The organism is Nocardioides sp. Z35_8 (assembly GCF_059621125.1).
In genome coordinates this window covers 767,945-780,892 of sequence record NZ_JCAQIE010000001.1, presented here as the reverse complement: position 1 = coordinate 780,892, position 12,948 = coordinate 767,945, and the positions used below count along the sequence as shown (strand labels likewise).

Genomic DNA, 12,948 nt, shown 5'->3' with positions numbered 1-12,948 from the left:
ACATGGCGCACCGACCCGGCCCCCTCCGGCTGACCGGCTTCGCGCTCGCGCAGGTGGCGCTGGCCGTGCCGACGCTGGTCGCCGCCACGCTCGTCGCCCTCGGCGCCGGCACCGCGGTCGTCGTCGTCGGGATCCCGGTCCTGCTCGTCGGCCTGCCCCTGCTGCGCTGGATCGCCGACCGGCACCGCGCGATGGCGGCCGCCACCCTCGCCCACCCCGTACCGGCCGACCGCCTGCCGGACGACGACCTGCCCCTGCCGGCCCGGCTCGCCACCTGGGGTCGCGACCCGATGACCTGGCGCGAGCTGGTGTGGGCCGTGGCGTCGGCGAGCGTCGGGCTCGCGCTCTCGCTGGCCGTGGTGGTGCTGATGCTCGGCGTGGTCACCCTGGTGCTGTGGTGGTTCGCGACCCCGCACCTGATGCGGCTGCGCTCGGTCCTCGACGCCCGCCTGCTGAGCCGGGGCAGCCACGAGCTCCTCGCGGAGCGGGTGCAGGTGCTCACCGAGACCCGTGCCGAGACGGTGGAGGACTCGGCGGCGGAGCTGCGCCGCATCGAGCGTGACCTCCACGACGGGGCACAGGCCCGCCTCGTCGCCCTCCAGATGAGCCTCGGGCTGGCGCGCCAGCTGATCGACACCGACCCCGTCGCCGCCCGCCACCTGCTCGCCGAGGCGTCGACCACGACGGGGGCGGCGCTCGGCGACATCCGCGACGTCGTACGCGGCATCCACCCGCCCGTGCTCGCCGACCGCGGCCTCGCCGGCGCGGTGCAGGCGCTCGCTCTCGACCTGACCGTCCCGGTCGCGGTGGCCGGCGACCTGCCCGACCGGCCCTCGGCCGCCGTCGAGACCGCGGCCTACTTCGCGGTGCTGGAGTGCCTGGCCAACGTCGCCAAGCACGCCGGGGCGCAGCAGGCCTGGGTCGAGCTGGAGCGCCGCGGCGACCTGCTGGTCGTGGTGGTGGGCGACGACGGGCGGGGCGGCGCCGACCCGTCGGGCGGCACCGGGCTGCGGGGGGTGGCGCGGCGGCTGGCGGCGCTCGACGGCAGCGTGAGAGTCTCGAGCCCTGCGGGTGGTCCCACCCTGGTGACGCTGGAGGTGCCGTGCGAGTCGTCCTCGCCGAGGACAACGCCCTCCTCCGCGACGGGCTGACCCGGATCCTCACGGCGCACCGCTTCACGATCGTCCACTCGGTCGACAACGCACCCGCTCTCGCCGAGGCGCTCGCCGACCCCGACGTCGAGGCGGCGATCCTCGACGTACGCCTCCCGCCGACGCTCACCGACGAGGGCCTGCGCGCCGCGATCGCCTGCCGCGCGGCCCGCCCGGGCTTCCCCGTCGTGGTCCTCTCGCAGTGGGTGGAGCACCTCTACGCCCGCGAGCTGCTCGCCGGTGGCGGGGGCGGCATCGGCTACCTGCTCAAGGACCGGGTCGGCGACATCGGTGAGTTCGTCGACGCCGTGCGCCGGGTGGCCGCCGGCGGCACCGTGCTCGACGCGGAGGTGGTCTCCACGATCATGGCGCGGCCGCGGGCGCGCGCGGTCGACCGGCTGTCCGAGCGCGAGCGCGAGGTGCTGGGGCTGATGGCCGAGGGGCGCTCCAACGCCGCCATCGCGGCTCGGCTCCACATCACGCCCAAGGCCGTCGACAAGCACGCCAACAGCATCTTCACCAAGCTCGACCTGCCCGTCGCCCCCGACGACAACCGGCGGGTGCTCGCGGTGCTGGCCTGGCTCGAGTCCTGAGCCTGCCCCGAGCCGGCCCTGAGCCCGCCCCGGCCCACCAGGGGCTCACCGGAGTCTCACCAGGGGGAGGGCTGGTAGTCCTTGACGAAGCAGCCGAAGAGGTCGGTGCCGGCCTCGCCGAGCACGATCGGGTCGTAGACCCGCGCGGCGCCGTCGACGAGGTCGAGCGGGGCGTGCCAGCCCTCGGCGGCGATCCGCAGCTTCTCGTGGTGCGGGCGCTCGTCGGTGATCCACCCGGTGTCGACGGCCGTCATCAGGATCCGGTCGGTCTCGAACATCTCGCCCGCCGACGTGCGGGTCAGCATGTTGAGCGCGGCCTTGGCCATGTTGGTGTGGGGGTGCCCCGCGCCCTTGTAGCGCCGCGAGAACTGCCCCTCCATGGCGGAGACGTTGACGACGTACGCCCGCCCGGAGGTCGCGGCCGCCGCGGCGCTCGCCATCGCCGGGCGCAGCCGCGAGACCAGCAGGAACGGCGCGATCGAGTTGCACAGCTGCACCTCGAGCAGCTCGAGCGGGTCGACCTCGCCGACGGTCTGGGTCCACGAGTTGGAGACCTGCACGTCGGGCAGCAGCCCGCCGGCGTCGACCGCCGTGCCCGCCAGGTGCGCGTCGAGGGAGGCCTGCCCCGCCTTGAGCGCCAGCGCGGTCAGGGTGGCGGCGTTGTGCACGGCCATCGCGTGCTCGGCCGACTCGCCCTCGTGGTGGGCCACGGCGGTGTCGCGCAGCGCGCCCGCGATCGCGGCGGGGTGGGCCTCGGAGATCCGGTCGAAGGTCACCAGCTCGGGCACGGAGTCGTCGGGCAGCGGCAGCGACTCGGCCTCGACGAGCGGCGCGTAGGCGCCCGGCGTGCGGCGCACCGTCTGGCACGCGTTGTTGATGAGGATGTCCAGCGGGCCGGCCGCGGCGACGTCGTCGGCGAGGGAGATGACCTGGGTGGGGTCGCGCAGGTCGATGCCGACGACCTTGAGCCGGTGGATCCACTCGTCGCTGTCGGGCAGGGAGCCGAACCGGCGCACCGCGTCCTTGGGGAACCGGGTGGTGATCGTGGTGTGGGCCCCGTCGCGCAGCAGGCGCAGCGCGATGTACATCCCGATCTTGGCGCGCCCTCCGGTCAGCAGCGCCCGCCGGCCGGTGAGGTCGGTGCGCTGGTCGCGCTTGGCGTGGCTCATCGCCGCGCAGGTGGGGCACAGCCAGTGGTAGAACGCGTCGACGAGGGTGAAGTCCTGCTTGCAGATGTAGCAGCCGCGCGGGTTGATCAGCTCGCCGGCGAACGCGCCGGGCGCGGAGGAGACGAGCGGGATCCCGGACGTCTCGTCGTCGATGCGCTCGGGCGAGCCGGTGGCGGTGAGCTCGGTGACCGCACGGTCGTGCGCCAGCTCCTCGGCGCGCTTGGCCATCCGGCGCTCGGCCTTGATCGCCTTGTACATGTGCGAGGCCGCGCGCTTGACGGTGATGTGGTCGGGGTGGTCGCCCGGCACCCGGTGCAGCTGCTCGAGGACGCGGACGGTCGTCGCCAGGTCGGCCGGGTCGATGCCGTCGTGCTGCTCGTTCACCGGAGCAGGGTACGGGCGGCGGGCGCCGTCGCCCCAAAGCGCGGGCGGCGTCCGGGCGGCGGGTGTGACCCGTCAGACCTCGCGCGCCGGTGAGCCGTTGATCCGCACCCGGTCGGCCCGCATGCCGTGCTCGACGCCCCACAGCACCGCCCGGGAGCGGGAGTCGACGTCGATCTTGCGGTAGGCCGAGCGGATGTAGGACTTGATCGAGTTGAGGGAGAGCAGGGTCCGCTCGGCGATCTCCTGGTTGCTCAGGCCCATCGTGATCAGCGACAGCACCTCGGCCTCGCGGGCGGTCAGGCCCTCCTCGCGGCCGGGCCAGTCGCCCCCGACCAGCGGCGAGCGCCCCCGCGACGGCGAGACGACGAGCTGGCCCCCGGCGATCGAGACCAGGGCCTCGACCAGCCGCGCTGCCGGCAGGCTCTTGGAGAGGTAGCCGCGCACGCCCTGCCCGAGGGTGTCGCGGGTCAGCCACGGCTGGAAGTTCCAGGTGTAGACCGCGACCGAGCGCACCTGGGGGCTCTCGATGAGCTGGCGCACGGCCGGGCCGTTGCCCTGCCCCATCCCGAACGTGTCGTAGAGCGCGACGTCGACGGGCTGGGCGACGGGCTTGCCCGCCGCGAGCTCGACCACGTCGACGCGGTGGCCGTAGCTGCGCATCATCGCGTCGAGGCCCCGGACGACCACCTCGTCGTCGTTGACGAGCGCAACTCGGATCACCATGCATTCAACGTACTGCGGTTTATGTATGTTGAACCTCTTTACAGAGAGTTGAGGGCATCGTGCGGGACAGCGCGGCCGTGGTCGAGGAGACCCGCACCGGGGGCCTCGGCGTCCGTTGTGAGGGGGTCGTCCACCTCTACAAGACCTTTGGCGGACACGACGTCGTCGCCCTGCGAGGCGTCGACCTCACCATCCGGCCCGGCGAGCGGGTCGCGTTCCTCGGCCCGAGCGGGTCGGGCAAGTCGACCCTCCTCGCGCTCCTCGGCGGCATCCAGAAGCCGAGTGCCGGCAAGATCTACCTCGGCGACGAGGAGGTCTCGCGGATGGGCGAGCGCTACCTCGCCCGGATCCGCTCGCGGCAGGTATCCACGATGCTCCAGGGCGCCACCCGCAACCTGCTGCCCTACGCCACCGCCCGACAGAACATCGCGTTCGCCCGGCTCTCGCTCTCGGGCGGCGACCGCGACCACGCGCTGGCCGACACCGAGCTGCTCGACCGCGTGGGGCTCCTCGACCAGGCAGAGCAGGTGGTCTCCACGATGTCCGGCGGCCAGCGCCAGCGGCTCGCGCTGGCCTGCGCCGTGTCGACGTCGCCGCGCCTGCTCCTCGCCGACGAGCCGACCAGCCAGCTCAGCCACGCCGACCGCGACCACGTGCTCCACCTGATCCACTCGCTCGGCGACGACTTCGGCACCACCATCGTCGTGGTCACCCACCAGCCCGAGGTGGCCGCCACCTTCCCGCGCACGGTGACGATGAAGGGCGGCCGCGTCGGCGCCGAGGGCCACGGCGGCTCGGAGTACGCCGTGGTGGGCGAGGACGGCGTCCTCCACCTCCCCGGCCACATCGCCGCCGAGTGGCCCCCCGGCACGCTCGTCCGCTTCGAGGACGACGAGCAGGGCCGCATCATCGTCACCCGCGCCAGCAGTGAAGGATCCCAGGCATGAGCCAGCCGCGCGAGCTGCGGCTCGACGCCATCACCTACGTCAGCGGGCGCACCCTCCTCGACGACGTGAGCGTCACCTTCCCCGCGGGCAAGGTGACCGCGCTGTCGGGTCCGAGCGGGTCCGGCAAGACCACCCTGCTCTCCATCGCCGGCGGGCTGCTCGAGCCCACCTCGGGCTCCGCCGAGCTCGACGGACGCGAGATGTGGACGGGCAGCGGCGACCCGCTGCCCGAGGTGGCGTTCGTCCTCCAGGTCTACGGCCTGGTGCCGATCCTGTCGGCCCGGGAGAACGTCTCCATCGCCCTGCGCGCACGCGGGGTGGCGCCCGCCGACGCCGACGAGGCGGCCGAGGCCGCGCTCGCGCGGTTCGGGATCGCCGACCTGGGCGAGCGGCAGGTCGAGGAGCTCTCCGGCGGCCAGATGCAGCGCGTCGCCTGCGCCCGCGGCTTCGTGGTCGGCGCCGACGTGCTGCTCGCCGACGAGCCGACGTCCGAGCTCGACGAGGGCAACCGCGGTGTCGTCCTGGCCGAGCTGCGCGAGGAGGCCGCCCGCGGCGCCGTCGTCGTGGTGGCCACCCATGACCCCGCCGTCGTGGAGGCGTGCGACCTGCACATCGCGCTCGACGAGGGCCGGGTCGTTCGGTGACCGCCCGTCCGTCCGCGGCACCGGAGAGGCCGGGTCGTTGAGCCGAGTCCTGCGCGGCGCCTGGAGCCGCCGCGGTGCCCTGGCCACGCTGGTGCTGATGTCGCTGGTGGTCGTCGGCGGTGCCGTGACCGTGCTGCAGTTCGCCGAGGCGGCCGGCACCTCGCGCTGGCTGAGCGCCCCGCTGCTCCTGCTCGGGGCGGTCGCGGTGCCGAGCATCGGCGCGGAGCTCGCCGTGGCCCGCCGCGAGGAGGTGGGCCTGGCCCGGCTGCGGGGCGTCCACGGGGTGCGGCTGTGGCGCTTCCTGCTGGTCGAGCCGCTGCTCGCGATCGTGCTCGGCACCCTGCTCGGCCTCGCGGTCGGCGCGGCCGGCACCGTCTGGGCGAGCGCCACCTGGCTCGGCGAGGCCGCCCCGGCGCTCGGGCGTACGGCGCTGCTCGCGGCCGCCGCCATCGCCGGCGTGGGCCTGCTGATCGTCGCGCTGTCCGCGGCCTCGGCCGTGCGCGAGCCGCTCGCCGCCCAGGTCTCGACGCGGCGTCGGCCGCGCCGGGCGACGACGCTGGCGATCTTCCTCAGCGTGCTCGTCCTCGTCGGCGCAGCGGTCGCGGCCTACCGCAGCCGGGAGGGCGACGGCGATCCCGACCTGGTCGTCCTGCTCGGCCCGGCGCTGGTGGGCCTGGCGCTCGGGCAGGTCGCGGTGTGGGTGGTGCGGATCGCGGCCCGGGTGCTGACCCCGGCGACCGAGAGGCGCGGCCTGGGCGCGTTCCTGGCCGCGCGACGGCTCGCGCGCGCCGACGACCTGGTCACCCCCGTCCGGCTGGTCGTGGCCGCCGGCGTCGTCGGGGCCCTGGCGCTGAGCGGCGCGGTGGCGGTCAGCGGCTGGACCGACGAGCAGGCCGCCGTCGAGGTGCCGGGCGAGCGCACGATCGACGCGACCGCGCTCGGCGCGATGGGAGCCGTCGACCTCACCGAGCAGACCGACCCCGAGGGCGAGCACCTCGTCGCCACCGCGATCGTGCGCAACGAGAACCGGCTGGCCGAGCGCCGCGCCTACGTCGACGCCGCGCGCTGGGAGCGGGTGGTCGGCGACTTCTACGACGACACCCCCGCCCGGGCGGCGTCCGACGCCGTCGGGCGCCTCGCCACCGGCCTCGCCCCGGTGCGCGTCGCCGGCGACCGCCTCACGGTGGCGGTCTCCGGGATCGAGCTGCCGCCCGTGCGCACCCTCCGCGGCCCCGACGGCCAGGAGACCGAGGTCGGCGGCGCGCGCGCCGTGCTGACGCTGTCCTACGTCACCGCGGCCAACAGCTCGGGCGCCGTCACCGTCACCCTCGACGTGCCCACCGACGGCACCCCCGCCCGCCGCGCCGTGCGGGTGGACGAGTGCACCGACGGCTGCGTCGTGACCGGGCTCTCGCTCGACCGAGACAGCCGCGGCCTCATCGACGGCAACGACTTCGTGGTGCTGGTGGAGCAGCTCACCCTCGGTGGCACCGACCTGCTCGCCCAGCCGTGGGTGCCCGACCCGTCGTCGGTGGAGGCAGCTCTCTCCAACCAGTTCTTCCGCAACTACGAGCCCCCGGCGGTGCTCGTGGTCAACCGCCCCGACGGTCTCCAGGTGGCGATGCTGCCGGCCACCGCGCTCGAGCTCGACCTCGACCTGGGCGCGAACGAGGTGCCCGTGCTGGTCGCCGACGAGGCCGCGCCGCAGGCGCTCGACCTCGGCGGCGACGACCGGGTGACCGAGGTGGTCGGCGTCGCCCGGTCGCTGCCGCTGCTCGGCAGCATCGGCACGCTCGCCGACATCCGCACCTCGGCGGTCGGGTCGGGGCCGACCGTCCCCTCGGCCGAGGTGCAGGTGGTGGCCCGCGCGGGCGCCCCCCAGGAGGTCCTCGACCGGGTCGCCGAGGCGACCGGCACCCGTTGGCGCTCCCGGACGGCCGTGCGCGAGTCGCTCGGCGAGCGCTTCGGCGGCGCCCAGTCGGTGGCGTACGCCCTCACCGCCCTGGCCTGCGCGCTGGTCGCGCTGCTCGCGCTGGGCGCGGGCGTGGCGCGCCACCTGCGCGACTACCGCCGCGACGTGGCGTCGCTGCGGGTGCTCGGCATCTCCACCGGCACCGCCCGGCGCGCCGGGCGCACCGAGCTGGCCAGCCTCACCGTGCTCGCGCTGGCCGCGGTGGTCGCGGGCGGCTGGCTGGCGGTGCGGCTGCTGCTCGACGGGCTCCCGCTGCTCGCGGTCCCGGTGGCCGGGCTGCCCCTCGACACCGCGCCCCACGCCTGGCCGCTCGTCGTCCCCGCCCTGATCGCGGCGCTGGCGGTCGTGGTGGTGGGCGGCCGTGCGCGGGCCGTGCGCGCCGCCACGACCCGCCCCAGCCTGCTGCGCGAGGAGGAGGGCCAGTGAACCCACCCCACGACGTCCCTCGCCCCCGCTGCGCTCCTCCGACCGACGCCGAGGGGACCCCGCAATGATCCAGCTGTTCGGTGCGATCGTCCGCGGACTGCGGGCCCGGGCGCTGCTGTCCGCGGGCTCGGTGCTGCTGAGCGCCCTCGCCGTCGGCTCGGCCGTGCTCGGCCCGGTCTTCTCCGAGGCGGTGACCAACTCCTACGTCGTGACCCGCCTGCAGGAGACCCCGGCCGGCCTCACCGGCCTGAGCCGCGTCTTCACCCCCGACCCCGGGACCCCCCTCGGCGAGGCGCGCACCGACGCCGTCAACGCCTCGGAGGAGCTCACGACCGGCCCCTGGCAGGAGCCGGTGCCGATCGTGCAGTCCGAGCGGTTCAGCGCCCTGCGCGGCGTGGTCACCTTCTGGGCGCGCACCGACGCCTGCGAGACGCTCGAGGTCGAGGGACGCTGTCCCCAGGCACGCGGCGAGGTGCTGATGCTGGCCTCCGACCTCGAGAAGACCGGTGCCGAGATCGGCCGGCCGCTGGACCTCGCGATCTTCCAGCCCAACGGCGTGGCGGCCCTCGGGCTGCCGCGTCCCGGCATCGACGAGGTCGTCGTGGTCGGCACCTACCTCACCCCGCGCACGAGCGAGGACTGGCTCATCCCGGGACGGCTCACCAGCACCAACGAGCAGGAGAGCATCCGCGGCGGCTACCAGCCGTTCGCCCCCGCCCCGCTGATCACCACCGACGACACGATCACCGCGGCCGGCTCCTGGACGGTGCGCGTCGACACCCACCTGGCCGTCCCCGCCGACCTCACCCCCGAGCAGCTCGACGAGGCCGCGGCATCCGCCTCGGCCGTGCCCAGCGAGGGTGGCGTGGCGGTCGTCGGCGGCATCCTGCGCTCCGACGACACCAACTCGCTGGCCGACGTCGTCGAGGAGGTCCGCTTCCAGCAGTCGACCGCGCGCAGCTCGATCGCGCCGGCCGTGCTGTCGCTGGTGCTGGTCGCACTGGCGCTGCTGATGCGCCTGCTCAACGCCGCCAGCGAGCTGCGGGTGCCCGAGCTGGCGCTGGCGTCGCTGCGCGGGGTCACGTCCCGCAGGCTGTGGGGCCTCGGGCTCGCCGAGCCGCTCACCCTGCTGCTGGTCGCGACCCCGCTCGGCATCGCCTTCGGGCTGGGCCTGGCGGTCGTGCTCGTGCGGAGCTGGCTGGTGCCCGGCCTGCCGCTGCCCCTGCCGGCGGCCAGCTGGGTCGCGGCCGCGCTCGTGCTCGCCGCGGCCGTGGCAGTCGCCTGCGTGGCCGTGGGCCTGGTGGTCCGCGAGTCGCTCGCCTCCCAGCTCTCGGGCGTACGCCGCCCGGTGGCGGCGCGCCGCTGGTCGGTGATCGCCCAGCTCACCCTCCCCGCCCTCGCCGTCGCGACGCTGGCGAGCAAGCTGTCGGCCAGCGGCCCCGCCGAGCCCGACGCGACCGACCTCGTCCTGCCGGTGCTGCTCGCCGTCGTGGCCGGGCTCGCGGCGACGCGGCTGACCGCCGTGCTCGCGACGTGGTGGACCCACCGTTCGCGCGGGCGCTCGCTCAGCGGCTTCGTGTCCTCGCGCGCGATCTCGCGCCGCCAGGAGGGCACCCTCGTCATCCTGCCGATCACCGCCGCCATCGCGGTCGCCGTCTTCGGCGCGGGCGTCTACGACTCCGCCGCGACCTGGCGCACCAGCGTCGCCGCCACCGCCTCGCCGGCCGCCACGACGTGGTCGACCAACCTCACCATCTCCGAGGCCGTCGACCTGACCCGCCGGGTCGACCCCGACGGGGAGTGGATCATGGCCGCGGCCAGCGTCTCCAACCCCGGGGCCAACTTCTCGGTCGTCGACAGCAGCCGGCTGGCGCGCGTGGCGACCTGGCCGCCCACGTGGAGCCCGGGCCGCGACGTCGAGCAGGTCGCCGACACCATCGCGCCCGGTGGCCGGGTGCCGACGCTCGAGGGCCGGCGGATCACGCTCACCGTCGACAACCGGGCCGACCTCGACGACGGCCTGTCCGTCGAGCTCCGCTTCGGCAGCCGCGGAGGGGTGCCGCTCAAGGCCTACCTCGGGCCGTTCCCGCCGGGCGAGAGCAGCCGCTCGGCCCGGGTGTCGTTCTGCCGGGAGGGCTGCACGCTCGAGGGGATGACCCTCGGCGGGGGCGCCGGCACCAACGCCCGCATGTCGGGGACGATCCGTCTGGAGGAGGTCGCGGTCGACGGCACGCCCGTGCCCGACGCCATCGCCGGCGCGGGCTGGACGCCGACCCCCGACCCCGCCGTGCGCACCTCGATCACCGGCATGCGGGAGGTCGACGGCACCCTCGACCTCGACGTCGACACCGGCGACTCCGTCGGCATGGCGCGGCTCACCGCCGGCGGCATCACCCGCGACCGGCCGGCGCTGGCCGGGCCGGGCGTCCAGGCGCGGGCCATCGCCAAGCTCGACGAGGGCTTCGGACTGATCCCCGTCGACCCGATCGGCGGCATCGGCGCCATCGAGGGGATGCCCTTCACCGGCCCGTCGGGGCTGCTGGTCGACTACAGCTCGTTCGTCACCGACCGCCCCGTCTACGACAACCTGGTCACCACCCACGTGCTGGCGCGTGAGGGCACGCCGTCCTCGATCACCGAGGCGCTCTCGAGCGCCGGGCTGACCGTCGGCACCACCCTCCAGCAGGAGCGCGAGGTGCTCGACCAGAGCGCCTACGCCCTCGCGCTGCGCCTCTACGGCGTGGTCGCGGCGCTGGTGCTGCTGATGGCGCTCGCCGGCCTGTTCGTCAGCGCGGCGGTCCAGCTGCCGGCCCGCCGCCGCGACGCCGCGGCGCTGCGCGTGGTCGGCGTACCCCGCTCCGCGGTGATGGTGGCCGTGGTGCGCGAGCTCGCCGTCGTGCTCGGCAGCGCCGCGCTGGCGGGCATCCTGGCCGGCTCCCTGGCGCAGTGGGTGGTGCTGCGCACGATCACGCTCGGCTACGCCGACGATCCGGCGACGCCCGCGCTGGTGGCCGCGATCTCGCCGCTGCGCCTGGCCGTGCTGGCACTGCTCGCCGCGGCCGTCCTCGGCGCCGTCGCCCTGGCCAGCGCGTCGATGACCGTGCGCGGCGCCCGCGGCGCGACCCTGCGCGAGTCGGCCCGCTGAGGCGTCCGACGCCCGGGGGTCAGTCGCAGCAGGGGTCGAAGCGGAACCCGACCCCGCGGATGGTGCGGATCCACTGGTTGCCGGTGGCGGCGGCGCGGAGCTTGCGGCGCAGGTTGGCCAGGTGGACGTCGACCACGTGGGTGCTGTCGGGGACGAAGTCGCTGTCCCAGACCGCGCGCATCAGCTCCTCGCGGGGCACGACCACGCCCGGGTTGGCCACGAGGTGGGCGAGCAGGTCGAACTCGGTGCGGGTGAGGCCGACCTCGCGGCCCTCCACGAGGACCTCGCGGGCGTCGCGGTTGATGCTGAGGTCGCGGCACCCCTCCTGCCGCGTCGCCGGCGGGTCGGGCACCGCGACCAGGGTGGGCGCGGGCTCCGGTCCGGCCTCCGTGGTGCGCGGGCGCCGGAAGAGCGCCGCGACGCGAGCCTGGAGCTCGCGCATCGAGAACGGCTTGACGACGTAGTCGTCGGCGCCCACCTCGAGACCGATGAGCCGGTCGAGCTCGGCGGTGCGGCCGCTGATCACGATCACGTAGCAGTCGCTGACCGCGCGGATCCGGCGGCAGACCTCGACCCCGTCGATGTCGGGGAGCGTGAGGTCGAGGGTGACGAGATCGGGGCGCCGCTCGGCGATGTGCGCGAGGGCGTCGGCGCCGGTGGTCGCGACGGTGACGTCGAAGCCGGCCTGGTCGAGCAGCTGGCTGATGGCGTCGCCGACGTCGCGGTCGTCCTCGACCACGACGGCCGTGCGTGCATCCATGATCAGTCCACTCCCCTGGTTGACCGTTCACCTACCCCGCGCGCGGACGGCTCAAACCGGTCGGCGTGCGAGACCCCCTGCACCGATGCTAGGCGGCGACCGGTGGGTCATGTGGTGAATCGGCCCCACGCGCACCCGCCGGACGGCACCGGCGGGTGGGGGAGCGGACGGCTCAGAAGTCCAGGCCGCGGGCCCGGTCGTCGGAGTCGATGCGTGCCACGAGGAAGGGTCCTCCCCCGGAGCGCCGCTCCTGGTCGTCGTCCTCCTCGCGGTCCATCCGGTAGCCGATGCCACGGATCGTGTGGATCCAGGTGGCGTCGGAGTGCCGGCGCAGCTTGCCGCGCAGGTTGGCCACGTGCACGTCCACGAGGTGGTGGTCGTGGGTCAGGGCGCTGCTCCAGATCGCCAGCACCATCTCCTCGCGGGTGCAGACCCGGGACAGGTGGACGGCGAGGTACTCCAGGACGTCGTACTCGATGCGGGTCAGATCGACGATCGCGCCGTTGACCTGCACCTCGCGGCGGGCCGAGTTGATGACGAGCCCCGCCCCGGCGGAGATCGTGGTCGGCTCCTCGACCGGCTGCGCGGGGCTCGGCACCTGCGGACCGCGACCGGACGCCGACTCGTCGGCCCCCGCCGCAGTCCGGGGCCGGCGGAACAGCGCAGCCACCCGGGCGCGCAGCTCGCGCGGCGAGAACGGCTTGAGCACGAAGTCGTCGGCCCCGACCTCGAGGCCGATCAGCTTGTCGACCTCGTCGGAGCGCGCGGACACGATCACGATGTAGCAGTCGCTGGTCTCGCGGATGCGACGGCACACCTCGATGCCGTCCATGTGCGGGAGCGTCAGGTCGAGGGTGACCAGGTCGGGCGGGTCGCTGGCCGCCACGCTCACCGCTTGTCGTCCGTCCGGCGCCGAGGTCACCCGGAAACCGGCCCCCTCGAGGGTCTCCACCAGCGCTGACGAGATGTCAGGATCGTCCTCGACCACCAAAGCATGAAGTTCTTGCACGTCAAACCCCCACAGATGCGAAGAC

General features: G+C 74.8%; 10 protein-coding genes. 6 read left to right on the top strand and 4 right to left on the bottom strand.

Features of this window, described 5'->3' with window-relative positions; genetic code table 11:
* Window positions 1-2: 2 nt before the first annotated feature.
* Complete coding sequence (locus AC54T2_RS03745) at window positions 3-1,151, top strand: sensor histidine kinase (RefSeq protein ID WP_496665555.1); 1,149 nt, start codon at window positions 3-5, stop codon at window positions 1,149-1,151.
* Window positions 1,103-1,744, top strand: a complete 642-nt coding sequence (locus tag AC54T2_RS03740; RefSeq protein WP_496665554.1) for a response regulator transcription factor — start codon at window positions 1,103-1,105, stop codon at window positions 1,742-1,744. The genes AC54T2_RS03745 and AC54T2_RS03740 overlap by 49 nt, the downstream gene beginning before the upstream one ends.
* Window positions 1,745-1,800: 56 nt before the next feature.
* Here AC54T2_RS03740 and AC54T2_RS03735 read toward each other — a convergent pair whose 3' ends face one another.
* A complete protein-coding gene (locus tag AC54T2_RS03735) occupies window positions 1,801-3,297 on the bottom strand; it encodes an SDR family NAD(P)-dependent oxidoreductase (protein ID WP_489976341.1) in 1,497 nt (498 codons plus the stop codon).
* Window positions 3,298-3,369: 72 nt separating this feature from the next.
* Window positions 3,370-4,020: a response regulator transcription factor gene (locus tag AC54T2_RS03730; RefSeq protein ID WP_496665553.1), complete on the bottom strand. Its 651-nt coding sequence runs from the start codon at window positions 4,018-4,020 to the stop codon at window positions 3,370-3,372.
* A gap of 59 nt (window positions 4,021-4,079) precedes the next feature.
* On the opposite strand from AC54T2_RS03730, the gene AC54T2_RS03725 reads away from it, so the two are divergent.
* The 4 genes from AC54T2_RS03725 (at window position 4,080) to AC54T2_RS03710 (ending at window position 11,154) form a co-directional block, all read left to right on the top strand.
* Window positions 4,080-4,967: an ABC transporter ATP-binding protein gene (locus AC54T2_RS03725; RefSeq protein ID WP_241005258.1), complete on the top strand. Its 888-nt coding sequence runs from the start codon at window positions 4,080-4,082 to the stop codon at window positions 4,965-4,967.
* A complete protein-coding gene (locus AC54T2_RS03720; protein WP_186339573.1) occupies window positions 4,964-5,611 on the top strand; it encodes an ATP-binding cassette domain-containing protein in 648 nt (215 codons plus the stop codon). The genes AC54T2_RS03725 and AC54T2_RS03720 overlap by 4 nt, the downstream gene beginning before the upstream one ends.
* Before the next feature lie 37 nt (window positions 5,612-5,648).
* Complete coding sequence (locus AC54T2_RS03715; protein WP_496665552.1) at window positions 5,649-8,009, top strand: ABC transporter permease family protein; 2,361 nt, start codon at window positions 5,649-5,651, stop codon at window positions 8,007-8,009.
* A gap of 64 nt (window positions 8,010-8,073) precedes the next feature.
* Entirely contained in the window at window positions 8,074-11,154 is a 3,081-nt protein-coding gene (locus AC54T2_RS03710; protein ID WP_496665551.1) for an FtsX-like permease family protein, read from the top strand.
* A gap of 19 nt (window positions 11,155-11,173) precedes the next feature.
* Here the strand turns inward: AC54T2_RS03710 and AC54T2_RS03705 are convergent, their stop codons facing one another.
* Complete coding sequence (locus AC54T2_RS03705; protein ID WP_186339570.1) at window positions 11,174-11,914, bottom strand: response regulator transcription factor; 741 nt, start codon at window positions 11,912-11,914, stop codon at window positions 11,174-11,176.
* A gap of 172 nt (window positions 11,915-12,086) precedes the next feature.
* On the bottom strand, window positions 12,087-12,902 hold the full coding sequence (locus AC54T2_RS03700) for a response regulator transcription factor (RefSeq protein ID WP_496665550.1): 816 nt from the start codon (window positions 12,900-12,902) through the stop codon (window positions 12,087-12,089).
* Window positions 12,903-12,948 lie beyond the last annotated feature (46 nt).